At 55.9% G+C, this 17114-nt stretch carries 16 protein-coding genes; 13 read left to right on the forward strand and 3 right to left on the reverse strand.

All coding sequences use genetic code 11. The features are described from left to right. Both nudC and AC2D8V_RS02020 read left to right on the forward strand, forming a co-directional pair. Positions 1 to 969 carry an NAD(+) diphosphatase gene (nudC, locus tag AC2D8V_RS02015; RefSeq protein WP_484731841.1) on the forward strand — a complete coding sequence of 323 codons (969 nt, stop codon included), beginning with the start codon at positions 1 to 3 and terminating at the stop codon, positions 967 to 969. 49 nt (positions 970 to 1018) lie between these two features. Beyond that, entirely contained in the window at positions 1019 to 1486 is a 468-nt protein-coding gene (locus AC2D8V_RS02020) for an SRPBCC family protein (protein WP_484731842.1), read from the forward strand. Here AC2D8V_RS02020 and AC2D8V_RS02025 read toward each other — a convergent pair. Then, on the reverse strand, positions 1483 to 2328 hold the full coding sequence (locus AC2D8V_RS02025) for a prephenate dehydratase (protein ID WP_484731843.1): 846 nt from the start codon (positions 2326 to 2328) through the stop codon (positions 1483 to 1485). The genes AC2D8V_RS02020 and AC2D8V_RS02025 overlap by 4 nt on opposite strands. Before the next feature lie 119 nt (positions 2329 to 2447). Between AC2D8V_RS02025 and AC2D8V_RS02030 the strand changes: the two genes are divergently transcribed. The 5 genes from AC2D8V_RS02030 (at position 2448) to AC2D8V_RS02050 (ending at position 8920) form a co-directional block, all read left to right on the forward strand. Beyond that, positions 2448 to 2951, forward strand: coding sequence for a c-type cytochrome (locus tag AC2D8V_RS02030; RefSeq protein ID WP_484731844.1), 504 nt, complete (start codon positions 2448 to 2450; stop codon positions 2949 to 2951). A gap of 256 nt (positions 2952 to 3207) precedes the next feature. Further along, on the forward strand, positions 3208 to 5061 hold the full coding sequence (locus AC2D8V_RS02035; RefSeq protein ID WP_484732643.1) for an extracellular solute-binding protein: 1854 nt from the start codon (positions 3208 to 3210) through the stop codon (positions 5059 to 5061). A 4-nt stretch (positions 5062 to 5065) separates the two neighbouring features. Further along, complete coding sequence (locus AC2D8V_RS02040; protein WP_484731845.1) at positions 5066 to 6154, forward strand: microcin C ABC transporter permease YejB; 1089 nt, start codon at positions 5066 to 5068, stop codon at positions 6152 to 6154. 34 nt (positions 6155 to 6188) lie between these two features. Beyond that, on the forward strand, positions 6189 to 7343 hold the full coding sequence (locus AC2D8V_RS02045) for an ABC transporter permease (RefSeq protein WP_484732644.1): 1155 nt from the start codon (positions 6189 to 6191) through the stop codon (positions 7341 to 7343). Then, a complete protein-coding gene (locus tag AC2D8V_RS02050) occupies positions 7340 to 8920 on the forward strand; it encodes an ABC transporter ATP-binding protein (RefSeq protein ID WP_484731846.1) in 1581 nt (526 codons plus the stop codon). Before AC2D8V_RS02045 ends, AC2D8V_RS02050 begins: the two co-directional genes overlap by 4 nt. A 3-nt stretch (positions 8921 to 8923) precedes the next feature. On the opposite strand, the gene hemN is transcribed toward AC2D8V_RS02050, so the two are convergent. Beyond that, positions 8924 to 10279: an oxygen-independent coproporphyrinogen III oxidase gene (gene hemN, locus AC2D8V_RS02055; RefSeq protein ID WP_484731847.1), complete on the reverse strand. Its 1356-nt coding sequence runs from the start codon at positions 10277 to 10279 to the stop codon at positions 8924 to 8926. Positions 10280 to 10342: 63 nt separating this feature from the next. Between hemN and fnrL the strand changes: the two genes are divergently transcribed. After that, entirely contained in the window at positions 10343 to 11086 is a 744-nt protein-coding gene (gene fnrL / locus AC2D8V_RS02060) for a transcriptional regulator FnrL (protein WP_484731848.1), read from the forward strand. 20 nt (positions 11087 to 11106) lie between these two features. On the opposite strand, the gene AC2D8V_RS02065 is transcribed toward fnrL, so the two are convergent. Beyond that, positions 11107 to 12015, reverse strand: coding sequence for a universal stress protein (locus AC2D8V_RS02065; RefSeq protein WP_484731849.1), 909 nt, complete (start codon positions 12013 to 12015; stop codon positions 11107 to 11109). A gap of 135 nt (positions 12016 to 12150) precedes the next feature. Between AC2D8V_RS02065 and ccoN the strand changes: the two genes are divergently transcribed. The 5 genes from ccoN (at position 12151) to ccoG (ending at position 17114) form a co-directional block, all read left to right on the forward strand. After that, positions 12151 to 13764 (forward strand): cytochrome-c oxidase, cbb3-type subunit I, encoded by a 1614-nt coding sequence (gene ccoN / locus AC2D8V_RS02070; RefSeq protein WP_484731850.1) that lies wholly within the window; start codon positions 12151 to 12153, stop codon positions 13762 to 13764. 12 nt (positions 13765 to 13776) lie between these two features. Then, complete coding sequence (ccoO, locus tag AC2D8V_RS02075) at positions 13777 to 14505, forward strand: cytochrome-c oxidase, cbb3-type subunit II (RefSeq protein ID WP_484731851.1); 729 nt, start codon at positions 13777 to 13779, stop codon at positions 14503 to 14505. Between the two features lie 17 nt (positions 14506 to 14522). After that, entirely contained in the window at positions 14523 to 14708 is a 186-nt protein-coding gene (locus tag AC2D8V_RS02080; protein ID WP_484731852.1) for a cbb3-type cytochrome c oxidase subunit 3, read from the forward strand. Beyond that, entirely contained in the window at positions 14705 to 15580 is an 876-nt protein-coding gene (gene ccoP / locus AC2D8V_RS02085; RefSeq protein ID WP_484731853.1) for a cytochrome-c oxidase, cbb3-type subunit III, read from the forward strand. The genes AC2D8V_RS02080 and ccoP overlap by 4 nt, the downstream gene beginning before the upstream one ends. Positions 15581 to 15683: 103 nt before the next feature. After that, positions 15684 to 17114, forward strand: a complete 1431-nt coding sequence (gene ccoG / locus AC2D8V_RS02090; protein WP_484731854.1) for a cytochrome c oxidase accessory protein CcoG — start codon at positions 15684 to 15686, stop codon at positions 17112 to 17114.

Genomic DNA, 17114 nt, shown 5'->3' on the forward strand with positions numbered 1-17114 from the left:
ATGAAACACGCAGAAACAGTCACCTTCGGCGGCTCGGCGCTGGATCGGGCTGGTGAGATACGAGCCGATGCTGACGCCGTTGCCGCCGCCCGAAGCGATCCCGAGGCGCGTGCCATCCTGTTCTGGAAGGGCAAACCACTTATTGACCCGGAGAACCCTGCCAGCTTAGTGCGCCTCGCTCTTGATCATCCGGTACTGGACGATGCTGCTCCCGATCCAATTTTGTTGGGGCGCGAAGACGGCGCGGCGCGGTTTGCATATGACTTGTCGCTCTGGACACCTTCGGATGTGGATATGTCGCAACTGGGCGGTTTTCTGGACACCACCGAACAGCAGCACCCGCACCTGCCTGAAACGATGATTTTTGCAGAGCTGCGCCGGGTGATGACATGGCTCTCGCCGCGCGACGCGGAATTGGCGGCCACCGGCAAGGCAATTCTGGGATGGCATGAAACACACGGGTTTTGTGCGAAATGCGGTGCCGCATCTACCATCACCCAAGCTGGCTGGCAGCGTGTGTGCCCGTCCTGCGGCGCGGGCCATTTTCCCCGAACCGACCCGGTAGTGATCATGTTGATTACACACGGCAACTCCGTCCTGATGGGGCGGTCGCCAGGCTGGCCGGAAGGAATGTATTCTTTGCTGGCAGGGTTTGTGGAACCGGGCGAAACGTTAGAAGCCGCTGTGCGGCGCGAGGTATTCGAAGAAGCTGGGATCAAGGTTGGCGAAGTCGAGTATCTTGCGAGCCAGCCTTGGCCCTTTCCCGCATCGCTCATGTTTGGCTGCGCAGGACGTGCCCTGAGCACCGACATCACCATCGATCCGGTCGAGATCGAAGCCGCTATGTGGGTGACACGCGAGGACATGATGGCTGCCTTTGCAGGTGAACATCCTGTAATCTTGCCTGCGCGAAAGGGTGCAATTGCGCGCTTCCTGCTGGAAAACTGGTTGGCTGACCGGCTAGACTGAACCAAAGATGAGATAGGGCGCTCCTTTGAGCCGCAAGACTGGGGCATCGATGAAGTTTTCGACACGAGAGGACATTGAAGCGCCCATTGGGGACGTGTTCGACATGCTTTGCGAGTTCAACAAGTTTGAGCGCGCCGCGATGCGCCGAGGTGCCGAGGTGCGCCGGTTGGACACGCTGACAACTGCGGGCGAGGGCGCAGAATGGTTTGTCCGGTTTATGCTGCGCGGAAAAGAGCGGGAGATGAATTTGACCATCTCGCAATTCAACCGCCCCGAAGAGATGGTTGTGAATGTTTCGTCGCAAGGGATTCTAGGCGAGATGACCTTCGAGCTAATCGCCCTGTCGCTTCGGAAAACGCGGATGATCGTAGCGTTGGAGCTCAGGCCCCTGACACTGCCCGCACGCCTATTACTGCAATCCTTGAAGCTGACCAAAACAACCCTGAACCGGCGCTATAAAGAGCGGGTGGCAGAATACGCATCGACCTTGCAGCAGCGGATATCGGACAAAGCCTAGTGGCGGTCGGGATGCGCAGGATACACGCCTAAAATTTCCAGCATGTTCGTGAAATAACCCAATTCTTCCAAAGCGAGTTGGACACCGGGGTCGTCGGGATGTCCCTCGATATCGGCGTAGAACTGCGTTGCAGTGAAAGAGCCACCAACCATGTAGCTTTCGAGCTTTGTCATGTTGATTCCGTTGGTCGCAAACCCGCCCATTGCCTTGTAAAGCGCAGCCGGAATGTTGCGTACTTCGAATACAAATGTGGTGATCATGCCGTGCGCGCCGCGTCTTGAGTGATCGGCATGCGGCGACATCAGCAAAAAGCGAGTGGTATTGTTGCCCTGATCCTCGATGTGTCGCGCCAAAAGGTCGAGGCCGTAAATTTCACCGGCCAGTTCGCTGGCCAGAGCAGCCATGCGAGGATCGCCTGCAGCCGCCACTTCACGCGCAGATCCCGCGGTGTCGGCCCCGGTGACACGTGCGATGCCATGCTGCGCCAGAAAGCTGCGGCACTGCCCCAACAATACAGTATGGCTTTTTGCAGATTTGACCTGATCTATCGAGACACCGGGCAGACCCAACAGGTTGATGTGTACCCGCACAAAGGCTTCTTCGATGATGTGCAGACCCGAACGTGGCAACAGCGAATGAATGTCGGCGACCCGACCGTAGGTCGAATTCTCGACCGGAAGCATCGCGAGTTCCGCGTCACCTGAGCGCACGGCTTCTATGGCACCTTCAAATGTCGAACAGGGTACAGGGGTCATGTCCGGGCGCGCCGACCGGCATGCTTCGTGGCTGTAGGCGCCCAATTCACCCTGAAAAGCGATACGGGCTTGGCTTTGCTCTGTCATAAGGATTTCCTAACGGCCAAATGCGACAAAAGAGGCGTTTCGTCGCGGTAACTACACCTTGCCACCGCCAAGGTGAAGACGTAGATAGCCGTGAAACAACACAGCAATGGACCTTTGCCATGTTCGATACAATGACATTCACCAAGGCAGCTGGCGGCATTTGCGGCGCGCTGCTTGTGTTTCTTCTGGGTAAGTGGGCTGCCGAAGAGCTGTACCACGTGGAAAGTTATGGTGAAGCGTCATACGTCATCGAAGTGGCGGATAGCGGCGAAGCAGAAGAAGTCGAAGAGGTGGACTTCAACACTGTTCTGGCCTCGGCAGACATCGACAAAGGCGCGCGTGTTTTCCGGAAATGTTCTGCCTGCCACAAGCTGGAACCAGGCGCGAACGGCGCTGGCCCGTACTTGCACGGTGTTGTCGGTCGCGACATCGCTGCCGCCGATGGCTTTGGTTATTCCGACGCGCTTGCATCGAAGGACGGTGTTTGGACGCCCGAAGAGTTGAACGGTTTCCTTGAAAAACCGTCTTCTTATGCGCCGGGCACGTCTATGGGCTTTGCTGGTCTGCGCGATGTACAGGAACGCGCCGATGTCATTGCGTACATCGACAGCATTGACGACTAGGATTTACCGGATTTTAACTCAAAAAGCCGCTTGCTTGGTCGCAGGCGGCTTTTTTGTTGCGCAAATCACTCTGGGCGGACGTGGATCACATTTTCGCAACTTGTATCTTGGCGCACAGTCCCTTTAGCTTACATCAGAGCATATTCACGAAGAATTCGGCCGTATACAGGAGGACCCCCCGATGAGAGAACCCCGCTGTCGCGCGCGTGCAGAACACATGCCTTTGCAAAAGCTTTGGGTCGGCTTGTCTGGGCTGATGATGCTAATTGCGCTTATTTGGGCCAGCCCGATACTCGCGCAGGACAATATGGTTGTCAGCCACGGGTACTCGTTTTACGGCGATCTGAAATACCCTGCCGACTTTACGCATTTTGACTATGTAAACCCTGACGCGCCCAAGGGCGGTGAAATCGCTCTAAGCGTCGTTGGCACCTTCGATTCCATGCATCCTTACACGCGGAAAGGTCGCGCAGGCGCTCTGTCTACCGTCATGTACGAGAGCTTGCTGGGAGACGGCACAGGCGGGGCATCGGCACCGGCAGATGTTTATGGTGAGTCCTACTGCCTGCTATGCGAACGCCTCGAATACCCGGAGACAAAAGACTGGGTCATCTTTTACATGCGACCCGAGGCGCGGTTCTCGGACGGAACACCGGTAACTGCACATGACATCGCATTCAGCCACAACCTGCTTCTTGATGAAGGGCTGAAGTCTTACGCTGATGCTGTGCGCAAACGCATCCCCAAAGTCGAAGTCATCGATGACTACACGATCAAATTCTATTTTACCGAAGGGATTTCGCGCCGCAGCCTTATCGATCAGGTGGGTTTTGTGCCAGCGTGGTCGAAAAAGTGGTATGAGGAAACTGGCGCGGGACTCGATGAAAGTCGCCTTGAAATTTCACCCGGATCGGGCCCCTACATGGTCGATAGTGTCGATGTAAATCGCCGGATTGTCTACAAACGCAATCCCGATTACTGGGGCAAAGACCTGCCTTTCAATGTCGGACGCAACAATTTCGACGAGATTCGCATCGAGTACTTTGGTGATGACACAGCCGCTTTTGAGGCTTTCAAGGCAGGCGAGTACACCTTCCGCAGCGAGGGCGACTCCAAAAAGTGGGCGACCGGGTATGACTTCCCGAAAACGCGGGAAGGCCTAGTCGTGACAAAGGAACTGCCCAACGGTTCGCCTCCCACGCCCTCAGGGATTGTATTCAATCTTGGCTCAGAAGTGCTGCAGGACCGGCGGGTGCGCCAAGCCATTGCACTTGCATTCAATTTCGAGTGGACCAACGAAAGCTTGCAGTACGGATTGTTCAAGCAACGCGCGTCCTTTACGCAGGATACGCCCCTGATGGCGATGGGGCTGCCAGAGGGAGCCGAACTTGAACTATTGCAAAGCCTTGGTGATCTGGTCCCGGCGCCGATGTTGTCAGAGCCTGCTTTGGTGCCGCATACATCTCGCGCCGAAAGGCTGCTGGACAGGCGCAACGCGCGCGCTGCGATGAAGTTGCTGGACGAGGCCGGTTGGGTCGTGGGGGATGATGGTGTGCGACGCAAGGATGGCCAATCGCTCAAGATCAACTTCCTGTTCAACAGTGCGTCATCGCCGACCGCCAGCGCGGTGATGGAAAACTTTGTGTCGAACGTCAAAACGCTAGGTGTGGACATCACATTTGAGAAGGTTGACCCGGCGCAGTACACGACCCGTGAACGTGATCGGGATTATGACCTCGTGTTTGACGCCTATGGCGCGTTTTTAGGCACTGGTACCGGATTGATGCAACGCTACGGGTCAGAAGCGGCGGCATTCTCGTTGTTCAACCCCGCGGGCCTTGCCAGCCCGTTGATCGACGAAATTATCAATCGATCCCTGAACGCATCCACTCGGGAAGAAGAGCAGGCATCGCTGATGGCGCTGGACCGTGCGTTGCGGTATGAATTCATTATGGTCCCGGTGTGGTACAATCCCAGCCACTGGGTCGCATTCTATGACCAATACGAGCATCCAGAAGAGATCCCGGCGTTCTCGCTCGGTCAGTTGGATTTCTGGTGGTACAATCAGGACAAGGCAGACGCTCTGCGCGCGGCGGGGGCGCTGAGATAAGCCAATGGGCGCCTATATAATCAGACGGCTGCTGCTCATTATCCCCACGCTTCTGGGCATAATGCTGATCAACTTTGCACTGGTGCAATTTGTGCCTGGAGGACCGGTCGAGCAGGCCATCGCGCGCATTCAGGGCGGTGGTGACGTGTTCGAAGGTTTTGCCGGAACCAACAATGACGCCGGTGCTGCTGATTTAGGCAGTAACGAAACTGAATATATCGGTGCACGTGGATTGCCACCGGAATTCATTGCCGAGCTCGAAGCCGAATTTGGTTTTGACAAACCGCCAGTCGAGCGGTTCCTGACAATGATATGGAATTATATGCGGTTCGACTTCGGCGAAAGCTATTTCCGGTCGATTTCAGTGATTGATCTGATCAAGGAAAAGTTGCCGGTGTCGATCACTTTGGGTCTGTGGTCGACCCTGATCGCCTATCTGGTTTCGATCCCTTTAGGAATTCGCAAGGCAGTGCGCGATGGAACCCGCTTTGACACTTGGACATCGGGGGCGATTATTGCCGCCTACGCTATTCCCGGGTTCTTGTTCGCGATCTTGTTGCTGGTGCTTTTCGCTGGCGGCTCTTACTACCAGATTTTTCCACTACGCGGCCTAACCTCCGATAACTGGGAAGAGCTTTCCGCATGGGGCAAGGTCATAGACTATTTCTGGCACATCACGTTGCCGGTGCTCGCCTCCACCATCTCAGCTTTTGCAACGTTGACCTTGCTGACCAAGAACAGTTTTCTTGATGAGATCAAGAAACACTATGTGATGACGGCGCGCGCCAAGGGCCTGTCCGAAAGCAAGGTTCTGTACGGCCACGTCTTCCGCAATGCGATGCTGATTGTCATTGCAGGATTTCCGGCTGTGTTCATCGGCGTTTTCTTTGGCGGATCGCTGATAATCGAAACAATCTTCAGCCTTGATGGTCTTGGGCGTCTTGGCTTTGAGGCCGCTGTCGCGCGGGATTACCCGATCGTGTTTGGCACCCTGTTCATATTCGGCCTTATCGGTCTGATCGTCGGCTTGTTGTCGGACCTGATGTATGTGCTCGTGGATCCGCGTATCGATTTCGAACGGCGGGAGGGTTGAGGCAATGGCGTTGACAGATCCTTTGCCAGAACCGATGCCCGGTCAGGATGCACCGCCTGCGGTTATTGAGACAGAGCGCAAGTCGCGGTTGTCACCGCTGAACCAGCGTCGCTGGCGCAACTTCAAACGTAACCGTCGCGCATATTGGTCGCTATGGGTTTTCGCAATTTTGTTTGGCCTGTCACTCTTTGCTGAGTTTCTGGCGTATGACAAACCGATCCTGGTGCAGTACCGCGGCGAGTTTTACACGCCGATTTGGAACTTCTACCCGGAGACGGAGTTTGGCGGCGATTTTCAGACAGAGGCGGTCTACCGTGACCCAGAGGTAAAATGCCTGATTGCCACCGGCGGGATGGATCTGTGTTTCGATGATCCCAAAGGATATATCGAAGATGCGCAAGATGGTGAAATCGACGGCGAACAGATTCAAAAGGGTTGGGCGATCTGGCCACTGATCCCTTATTCTTTCAACACAGCGGTTGATCGTCCGGGTGCCGCGCCTTTGCCCCCAAACGGTGAAAATCTGCTAGGTACAGACGGCACCAAGCGCGATGTGCTGGCGCGGGTCATTCATGGCTTCAGACTGTCAATCTTTTTCACGCTGATTGTGACAGGGCTGTCGAGCATCATTGGCATCATCGCAGGCGCTGTGCAGGGGTTTTTTGGCGGCAAGACAGACCTTATTTTTCAGCGCATCATCGAGATTTGGTCCTCCACGCCATCGCTTTACATCATCATCATCATGTTTGCGATTCTGGGGCGCAGCTTCTGGCTCCTTGTGTTCCTTATGGTGCTGTTCGGTTGGATGTCGCTTGTTGGCGTGGTGCGCGCCGAGTTTTTGCGGGCGCGGAATCTGGAATACGTGCGTGCGGCGCGGGCGCTCGGGGTTAGCAATCTGACGATCATGTTCCGGCATATGCTGCCCAATGCGATGGTCGCCACGCTGACCATGTTGCCCTTTATTGTGACGGGCACGATTGGCACCCTTGCAGGTCTCGATTTTCTTGGCTTTGGGTTGCCGTCTTCGGCACCCTCTCTTGGTGAACTGACGCTGCAGGCAAAACAGAACCTTCAAGCGCCGTGGCTGGCATTTACGGCCTTTTTCACCTTCGCGATCATGCTGTCGCTGCTGGTTTTCATTTTTGAAGGCATCCGCGACGCGTTTGACCCCAGAAAGACCTTCTCATGACCGCATTACTGGAAGTGACTGACCTGCATGTGGGTTTTCGTCAGGATGGCAGGCTGACGCCTGCGGTAAAGGGTGTCAGTTTTTCGGTTGAAAGGGGCGAAACCGTTGCACTTGTGGGCGAGTCCGGATCGGGCAAGTCCGTATCCGCTCTTTCGACGGTGTCGCTGCTAGGGGACAGCGCAGAAGTTTCCGGATCGGTAACTTATGACGGCCAGCAAATGATTGGTGCCGACGAAACCTTGTTGCGCAAGGTGCGGGGTAACGACATCAGTTTTATCTTTCAGGAACCGATGACGTCGCTAAATCCGCTGCACACAATTGAAAAGCAGCTGGGCGAAAGCCTTGCCTTGCATCAGGGCGTTGTAGGCTCGGAGGCGCGCGCACGCATCATCGAGCTTTTGGAGCAAGTGGGCATCCAAGACGCAGAAACCCGGCTGACAAGCTATCCACACCAATTATCCGGGGGCCAGCGTCAACGGGTGATGATTGCCATGGCATTGGCCAACAAGCCGGATGTTCTGATTGCCGATGAGCCGACCACCGCTCTGGACGTGACCATTCAGGCGCAAATTCTGGACCTTTTGAAAGACCTGAAAGATCGCCTCGGAATGGGGCTTTTGTTTATCACGCATGATCTGGGTATTGTTCGCCGGATCGCCGACAAGGTCTGCGTCATGCAGCATGGCGAGATCGTCGAAAGTGGCCCCACGCAGGAGATTTTCGGAAACCCGCAACACCCTTATACGCAAAAGCTGCTGGGTGCCGAACCATCGGGCGGCCCAACACCGGTGCCGGATGACGCAGACACGATTGCGCAGACCGACAATCTCAAGGTCTGGTTCCCGATACAGGCGGGCTTGCTGCGGCGAACTGTCGGCTACGTAAAGGCGGTCAATGATTCCAGTTTGAGCGTGCGTGCCGGAGAGACGATCGGCATCGTCGGCGAATCCGGTTCTGGCAAAACCACGATGGCGCTAGCAATCATGCGGCTTATCTCGTCCGAAGGCCAGATAACCTTTATGGGCGATGATGTGCGCCGCTGGTCTACACGGCAACTGCGCAGCCTGCGCAAAGACATGCAGATCGTCTTTCAGGATCCGTTCGGCTCTCTCAGCCCTCGGATGACCTGTGCACAGATCATTTCCGAGGGTCTGGGCATCCACAATGTCGATCCGGAGCGCGATCCCCGTGATCTGGTGCGCGATGTGATGGAGGAAGTGGGGCTGGACCCCGCGACGATGGATCGCTACCCGCATGAATTCTCGGGCGGTCAACGCCAACGCATCGCAATCGCCCGTGCGATGGTCCTGCGGCCCCGCCTTTTGGTGCTGGATGAACCGACATCCGCACTGGATATGACAGTGCAGGTTCAGATTGTTGACCTGCTGCGAAAGCTTCAGGAAAAATACAAGCTGGCTTACATCTTCATCAGTCACGACCTGAAGGTCGTCCGCGCGATGTCGCATCAGGTGATTGTCATGAAGCGCGGTGATGTGATGGAATCCGGCCTGGTCGATCAGGTCTTTGATGCGCCACAAAATGACTATACGCGCAGCCTTTTGCAGGCCACTGCATAGCCGTCAAATAGCAGATGCGTGCCCTGCGCTCGACATATCATAGGCGTCGAAATGGCGTGCGATGATGCGGGTCAGAGGTTCGCCCTGCGGCAAAATGCGAAGACCGACCTCGTTCAGTTCCACGAGGTCGCCAAAATAGGCAGCGGCGCCTGACAGCAAGCCTCGTATATAGGTTTCACGCGTTGGAAACTGCGCTACCATCTCGTGCAGGTTGACGCGGAAATCGCACATCAGTGCTTCGATCAGGCGGCCACGTAAAAGATCGTCTTGGCTGAATGTATGGCCGCGCACCGTGGTCAGTTCCCCCGCACGTACCGACTTGGTATATCCCGACGTCGCAGCGTTATTCTGGGCATAGCCTTGCGGGAATTTTGAGATCGCGGACGCACCAAGACCTATCAGAACATCTGCCGTGTCGTCGGTGTACCCTTGGAAATTGCGGCGCAAACCGCCGCTCTGCGCTGCAATCGAAAGGCCGTCATGCGGGACCGCAAAGTGATCAATGCCGATCTGCCGATACCCATCCCATTCGAATAACTGGCGGGCTGTCTCAAACAGTCTGAGCCGCTCTTCAGGCGGTGGGAGCGTGTCTGACGGAATCAACGACTGTCGCCGCGCCATCCATGGCACATGTGCGTAACCGTAAAGGGCAACGCGGTCCGGGCTGAGGGTTAGCAGTTTCTGGACCGATGCAGCAATTTTTTCGGTGCTTTGATGCGGTAAACCGAACAAGATATCCGTGTTCAGCGACGTTATACCTGCAGCGCGTAGCATGTCTGCCGCAGCGCGGGTGACTTCAAAACTCTGTAGCCGACCGATTGTGGTTTGAATTTCGGTGTCAAAATCCTGTACGCCGATCGAAGCACGCGTCATGCCTGCTTTGGCCAGGGCATCAATCCGCGTCTGATCCACTTCATTTGGATCAATCTCTACCGAAAATTCGCCATTAGGCGCCAGCGGCGCAAGATCGAATACTGTGTCGGCCAAATCGGCAATCATATCGGCACTCAAAAGCGTCGGCGTGCCACCTCCCCAATGTACCCGGCTAAAGCGCACTCCGGTCGGCAACAACTGCTTCACCAGACGAATTTCGTCTTTTAGAGTAGACAGATAGGTCGCGACCGGTTCAATATTGGAGGTGCCTTGAGTGCGACAGGCGCAGAACCAGCACAGACGACGGCAAAATGGAATGTGCAGATACAGCGAAATGGCGGAGCCGGGCTTGATCGCGGTAAGCCAGTCGCGCATTTGGTCCGCGCTGACGTGCGAAGAGAACTGAGGCGCAGTTGGATAGCTGGTGTAACGCGGTACTTTCGCGTCAAAAAGCCCCAGTTTGGCGAGTTTGGATGTGACTGTCATAAGGGCGATATATAAACGTCCGTGTCAGGAAACCTTGACACAGATCAAGCAGGGACAATTTTGATGCAGAAAGAAATCGCGCCAAACATCAACGACTGTAGTGATTGCCCCATTCGACATCGGGCAGTTTGTGCAAAGTGTGATGCGGACGAACTGGCGCTTTTGGAAGACATCAAATACTACCGCAGCTTTTCCGCTGGTCAGACGATCATGTGGGCTGGCGACCGGATGGATTTTGTCGCCTCTGTTGTGTCCGGCGTGGCATCCTTGACGCAGACAATGGAAGACGGTCGCACACAAATGGTCGGTCTGTTGCTGCCGTCTGATTTTGTTGGTCGACCCGGACGAGATAACGCGGCCTATACAGTGACTGCGACCAGCGACCTTGTGATGTGCTGTTTCCGCAGAAAACCATTTGAACAGATGATTTCGACCACGCCGCACATTGCGCACCGTCTTCTTGAGATGACGCTGGACGAACTGGACGCTGCGCGCGAATGGATGCTTGTCCTCGGCCGCAAAACCGCCCGGGAAAAGATTGCAAGTTTGCTCGCGATCATCGCGCGCCGTGATGCGGTGATCGGTATGGTGCCTGAAGCAGACACATTAACCTTTGATCTGCCTCTCACACGCGAGGCAATGTCGGACTACCTCGGTCTCACTCTGGAAACCGTCAGTCGCCAGATCTCTGCATTGAAAAAAGACGGGGTTATCCGATTGGAAAGCAAGCGCCGCGTTGTCGTGCCGGACATGAGCCGCCTGATGGAAGAAGCCGGCGACGACAGCGATGGCGGATTTCTTTCATGATGTGATGCCGATGCAGGGTATCAGTGCGCCATCAAGACGGGCACGGCTGCGTGTTCCAACATGTCGCGGGTTGCGCCGCCCAATATTGCTTCGCGAAACCGGGTGTGACCGTAGCCTCCCATGACCATCATGTTGGCCGATTTCTCACGCACATGTTGCGCCAGACGCTCACTGACTCTGAGATCGCCACTGTTCAAGACCTGAATGTCGCTGGAAATCCCATGACGCGACAGAAAGACGGCGAGCGGGCCACCGGGATCCGATCTCTCAGGGCCATGAGGCGAAGGATCAATCACAGCGATATGAACCAGATCAGCCGACTTGAGCAAAGGTAAAGCCGCGCGGACTGCGCGCAGCGCTTGTGCGCTTTCGTTCCAACCGATCACCACGCGGCTCGCATTCTTAAAGGTAGCATTTGGCGGCACGATAATGGTTGGGCAATCCGCCTGAAACAAAAGCCCTTCCAGCATCAGCGCCTCTTCAACCCGTTTGGTTGGTCCATAAGGTTGGCCGATGATCGCAAGATCGGTAAATCGCGCCTGGTTTGCAACTGAATGCCCAATGCCGGACATCGCCCAGATGCTGGAAAACACGTCCCAGCGCAGGCTTTCACGTGAAAGCCGTTCCGACACGCGCTGGGCAAGAGCGGCTGCTTTTTCATCCGCTTCTTCCAGCGCGTTCTGGACGATCATCGCGTTCGCCCCGACCTCATAATAGTTCGACTGAATGCGATCCAACCCAATGCACATGACGTCCAGATGCGCATCCTGCGATGCGACACAGGCGGCCGCATATTCCAACGTATTCTCGTCATATTGGGTCATTGCAGTGAAAACGGTCTTGTAGGCCATCAGAGTTTCCTTCCACGTCAATCGTATCTTGTTGAGAAGGTGACACAAACGAACCCGTCCTACCTTGATCCGGGTCATCAAAAAACCTTCGGTAGCTTGATGCAGATCAAGGAATCGTCACGCGAGTTGGATGAAATAGCTGATATAAAAACAGCTGTGCGCGGGAGAAGTCCGTCTGCTGCGCGTGTCGACGACGGAAGGGACATCGTAAAAATGAATAATGAAACATCCGGTTATGCAAAGCTAATCGGCTTTGGCCTGATTACGCTCTTTGCGATGATCGCTGCGAGCTACGCCCGCGATCTGGCATATCAGGTTCACATGCTGATTTTCATGGTCGTCGCAGGCGGCCTCTTTTTGGTTACGCTGCGGTCGATTGACGAGCCAGTGACACCTGTCCGAAAGGACGAGTACTTCGACAGTGTCGTACGTGCCGGCGTGATCGCAACAGCCTTTTGGGGCGTGGTCGGCTTTCTCGTAGGTGTCTACATCGCCTTTCAACTGGCCTTTCCGGCGCTTAATTTCCAATGGGCTGAGCCATTCGGAAACTTTGGGCGTCTGCGTCCGTTGCATACATCGGCTGTGATCTTTGCCTTTGGTGGCAACGCGCTGATTGCGTCGTCGTTCTTTATCGTGCAGCGGACATCCGCAGCACGGCTCTGGGGCGGCAATCTGGGATGGTTTGTGTTTTGGGGCTATCAGCTCTTTATCGTGCTGGCGGCAACGGGTTACCTGCTGGGCGGCACGCAATCCAAGGAATACGCCGAACCTGAGTGGTACGTCGACATCTGGTTAACCATCGTCTGGTTGGCATTTCTGGCTTGTTTTCTCGGAACAATCATCAAGCGCAAAGAACCGCACATTTACGTGGCAAACTGGTTTTTGCTGTCGTTCATCGTGACCGTTGCGATGCTCCACGTGGTGAACAATATCTCTATCCCAGTATCGATCTGGGGCAGTAAGTCCGTTCAGGTCTTTGCCGGTGTTCAGGATGCCATGGTGCAATGGTGGTATGGCCACAATGCCGTAGGATTTTTTCTGACCGCGGGCTTTCTGGGAATGATGTACTATTTCGTGCCCAAGCAGGCTGAACGGCCTGTCTTCAGCTACAAGCTGTCGATCATCCACTTCTGGGCGCTGATCTTTCTGTACATCTGGGCCGGTCCGCACCACCTGCATTACACTGCGTTGCCCGACTGGGCGTCGACACTGGGCATGGTCTTTTCGATCATCCTGTGGATGCCAAGCTGGGGCGGCATGATTAACGGTTTGATGACGTTGCAAGGCGCGTGGGACAAACTGCGGACCGATCCGATCTTGCGGATGATGGTCACATCCCTGGCGTTCTACGGCATGTCCACCTTCGAAGGTCCGATGATGTCGATCCGCTCGGTCAACTCCCTGTCACACTATACTGACTGGACGATCGGACACGTGCACTCGGGTGCCTTGGGCTGGAACGGTCTGATCACCTTCGGCGCGCTTTACTACCTTGTGCCGGTCCTGTGGAAACGCGAACGCCTGTACAGCCTGCGATTGGTCAGCTGGCATTTCTGGCTCGCGACCATTGGTATCGTGCTCTACGCCGCTTCGATGTGGGTCACCGGTATTATGGAAGGGCTGATGTGGCGTGAGGTCGATGCAAACGGCTTCCTCGTGAACAGCTTTGCCGACACCGTCAGCGCCAAATTCCCCATGTATGTGGTGCGTGGCCTGGGTGGGGTTCTGTTCCTCGCCGGCGCGTTGATCATGTGCTACAACCTGTGGATGACTGTCCGCGCGGCCCCTGCCAAGGCGTCGCTCGGCACAGCTGTCCCCGCTGAATAAGGAGGGGTCGACATGTCTTCTATCCTGAGCAAACACAAACTCATTGAAACCAACGCGACCCTCTTGCTGATCCTCAGCTTTCTCGTGGTAACGATTGGTGGGCTGGTGCAGATCGTACCGCTCTTCTATCTCGAAAACACCATCGAGAAAGTAGAGGGGATGCGGCCTTATTCGCCGCTGGAACTGACCGGGCGCGACATCTACGTCCGTGAAGGATGCTATGTCTGCCATAGCCAGATGATCCGTCCCATGCGCGACGAGGTCGAACGTTATGGTCATTACTCGCTTGCGGCGGAATCGATGTACGACCATCCGTTCCAATGGGGTTCTAAGCGTACCGGGCCTGATCTTGCCCGCGTGGGCGGACGCTACTCGGATGATTGGCACATTGTTCACCTGCGTAATCCGCAATCGGTCGTGCCGGAATCCATCATGCCAGCGTACGGGTTTTTGGAAGAGACGCTGATCTCTCCGGAATACGTCGAGGAGCTGATGGCGACGCACCGTATGGTTGGCGTTCCCTATACCGACGACATGCTTGCCGAGGCGCGCGCAGACTTTCGTGCACAGGCCGATCCTGACAGCGACTTTGACGGGTTGCTGGAGCGCTATCCCGGTGCCCAGGTGCGCAACTTTGACTCGCAGCCTGGGATCTCGGAGGCGGATGCTCTGGTTGCCTATCTGCAGATGCTCGGCACGCTGGTCGATTTTTCGACCTTCACACCTGATGCAAGCCGCTAGAATTGGAGGAACGATAGATGGAAACCTATTCCTTCCTGCGTGAGTTTGCGGATAGCTGGATGCTTTTGCTGCTGTTCTGCGTTTTCATCGGCATCTGGTTCTGGGTGATCAGGCCCGGATCCAGTGCCGTGCACGACGAAGCCAAGAACATGATTTTTCGAAACGATGAAAGACCCGCCCCGACCGAGGAGGCAGAAAAATGAACGACAAGGTACCACCAAAACAAGAAGGCGATCCGAATACCACCGGCCACAGCTGGGACGGGATTGAGGAATTTGACAACCCAATGCCGCGCTGGTGGCTGTGGACCTTCTACATCACAATCATCTGGGGCATCGGATACACGATCGCCTATCCAGCCTGGCCTTTGGTCTCTTCTGCTACTGCCGGGCTGCTCGGCTATGCGACGCGCGATGAAGTCGCGCGCGAAATCGAGGCGGTTGCGGAAGCCAACGAAGGCATCAACATGCGTCTGGCCAGCGCGGAGCTGACAGAGGTACCAGCTGACCCCGAATTAAACGGCTATGCGGTTTCGGCGGGTGCTGCCGTCTACCGGACATGGTGTACACAGTGTCACGGTTCCGGTGCTGCTGGTGTTCAGGCTTCGGGCTACCCGAACCTGCTGGACGATGATTGGCTGTGGGGCGGTGACGTAGAGGCGATCTACACGACCGTCGCGCATGGTATTCGCAACGAAGATGATCCGGACGCGCGGTTTTCGCAAATGCCCGCCTATGGCGACATTTTCGAAACTGAAGAGATCGATGCGGTCGTGAACTACGTTATGCAATTGTCCGGCCAGGAGCCTGCCGACGCATCTGCCGCTGCCGCCGGAGAGGAGTTGTTCCTCGACAACTGTGCCGCGTGCCACATGGAAAACGGTTTGGGCAACACCGATCTTGGTGCGCCTAGTCTGGCCGATGCCATCTGGCTTTATGGGGGCGACTACGACACGCTGATCGAAACGGTCACCTACTCGCGCTATGGCGTCATGCCACCGTGGACGACGCGCCTATCCGAGGCGGAGATTCGCGCGGTTGCGCTGTACGTTCACCAATTGGGAGGCGGTGAATAATCGTCGCAGTTTGCTGAATAGGTCGCGCGCCTGAGTGTCTCTTTGGGCGCGCGACCCTACCTTTGTAAGATACTTCGTAACCGCTCTTCTGAAAGGCAGTTTCTTGTCTGATCAAGTAGACCCTCCCAGCCTCTACGCCGCGCGCGAGCCGATCTTTCCGCGCCGCGTGTCGGGGTATTTCCGTAACCTCAAGTGGGTCATCATGGCGATCACGCTGGGCATCTACTATGCGGTGCCGTGGATTCGCTGGGACAGAGGCCCTGATCTGCCCGATCAAGCGGTGTTGCTCGATCTTGCGAACCGCCGTTTCTACTTCTTCTGGATCGATATCTGGAGCCATGAGTTCTATTTTGTAGCCGGCCTTTTGATAATGGCAGGTCTGGGCCTTTTCCTGTTCACCTCGGCATTGGGCCGGGTCTGGTGCGGGTATGCTTGCCCGCAAACCGTTTGGACGGACTTGTTTATCCTTGTGGAGCGTTGGATCGAAGGGGATCGAAACGCCCGGCTGAGGCTGCACCGTCAAAAGAAGATGGATTTCCGCAAACTACGGCTCAGGCTCACCAAGTGGACGCTTTGGCTTTTGATTGCAGTGGCAACTGGCGGGGCGTGGGTGTTCTATTTCGCCGATGCTCCAACGCTGTTTGTCGACCTGTTTACCGGTCAGGCAGCGGCTGTTGCGTATATTACGGTCGCAATTCTCACAGCGACGACCTTTGTGTTCGGCGGGTTCGCGCGCGAACAGATTTGTGTCTACGCGTGCCCATGGCCGCGCATCCAGGCCGCCATGATGGATGAAGACACACTGACCGTGGCGTATCGTGAATGGCGCGGTGAGCCACGCAAGCACTCTGAGGCCGTAAAGCAAGGCGCAGAGATGGGAGATTGTATCGATTGCATGGCCTGCGTGAATGTGTGCCCCATGGGGATCGATATTCGCGACGGGCAGCAGCTCGAATGCATCACCTGCGCGCTTTGCATTGATGCCTGTGATGACGTGATGGAAAAGATCGGAAAACCGCGCGGGCTAATCGACTACATAGCTCTGTCTGATGAAGAATTGGAACGCGGCGGCGCAGCGCCAAGGCCAACCTGGAAGCATATTTTCCGGCCGCGGACAATGCTCTATACTGCTCTGTGGGCTGCTGTTGGTCTTGCTCTTTTGGTCGCATTGTTCGTGCGCGCGGACATCGAGGTAACCGTTGCTCCGGTAAGAAACCCGACTTTTGTAACTCTGTCTGACGGATCGATCCGCAACACGTACGACATTCGGGTGCGCAACAAGAACAACGATCCACGCCTGTTCCGACTGACCGTGCAGGGCGACCCGACACTGCGCATACAGCTCGAAGGCACTCCTTACGGGTCAGTCGAGGTTCCTGCGGATCAAAGCCTGGCGCAGCGCGTATACGTGATCGCGCCCCCCACGTCCGCCCCTGCATCAGGTGGGTTGACGGATGTGCGTTTCTGGATCGAGGATCTGACCAACGGTGACCGGGCCTATAAGGACAGCACATTCAATGGCACAGGAGGCTGA

The sequence above is a fragment of the Roseobacter sp. YIN89 genome (genome assembly GCF_057219365.1).

What these genes read in the sequence shown, in the direction of transcription:
- fnrL (WP_484731848.1), top strand. Translation starts at nt 10,343, where the DNA reads ATGCAGAAAGAAATCGCGCCAAACATCAACGACTGTAGTGATTGCCCC.
- AC2D8V_RS02040 (WP_484731845.1), top strand. Translation starts at nt 5,066, where the DNA reads ATGGGCGCCTATATAATCAGACGGCTGCTGCTCATTATCCCCACGCTT.
- AC2D8V_RS02030 (WP_484731844.1), top strand. Translation starts at nt 2,448, where the DNA reads ATGTTCGATACAATGACATTCACCAAGGCAGCTGGCGGCATTTGCGGC.
- AC2D8V_RS02080 (WP_484731852.1), top strand. Translation starts at nt 14,523, where the DNA reads ATGGAAACCTATTCCTTCCTGCGTGAGTTTGCGGATAGCTGGATGCTT.
- AC2D8V_RS02035 (WP_484732643.1), top strand. Translation starts at nt 3,208, where the DNA reads ATGATGCTAATTGCGCTTATTTGGGCCAGCCCGATACTCGCGCAGGAC.
- AC2D8V_RS02065 (WP_484731849.1), bottom strand. Translation starts at nt 12,015, where the DNA reads ATGACCCGGATCAAGGTAGGACGGGTTCGTTTGTGTCACCTTCTCAAC.
- hemN (WP_484731847.1), bottom strand. Translation starts at nt 10,279, where the DNA reads ATGACAGTCACATCCAAACTCGCCAAACTGGGGCTTTTTGACGCGAAA.
- nudC (WP_484731841.1), top strand. Translation starts at nt 1, where the DNA reads ATGAAACACGCAGAAACAGTCACCTTCGGCGGCTCGGCGCTGGATCGG.
- AC2D8V_RS02050 (WP_484731846.1), top strand. Translation starts at nt 7,340, where the DNA reads ATGACCGCATTACTGGAAGTGACTGACCTGCATGTGGGTTTTCGTCAG.
- AC2D8V_RS02020 (WP_484731842.1), top strand. Translation starts at nt 1,019, where the DNA reads ATGAAGTTTTCGACACGAGAGGACATTGAAGCGCCCATTGGGGACGTG.
- ccoN (WP_484731850.1), top strand. Translation starts at nt 12,151, where the DNA reads ATGAATAATGAAACATCCGGTTATGCAAAGCTAATCGGCTTTGGCCTG.
- ccoO (WP_484731851.1), top strand. Translation starts at nt 13,777, where the DNA reads ATGTCTTCTATCCTGAGCAAACACAAACTCATTGAAACCAACGCGACC.
- AC2D8V_RS02045 (WP_484732644.1), top strand. Translation starts at nt 6,189, where the DNA reads ATGCCCGGTCAGGATGCACCGCCTGCGGTTATTGAGACAGAGCGCAAG.
- ccoP (WP_484731853.1), top strand. Translation starts at nt 14,705, where the DNA reads ATGAACGACAAGGTACCACCAAAACAAGAAGGCGATCCGAATACCACC.
- AC2D8V_RS02025 (WP_484731843.1), bottom strand. Translation starts at nt 2,328, where the DNA reads ATGACAGAGCAAAGCCAAGCCCGTATCGCTTTTCAGGGTGAATTGGGC.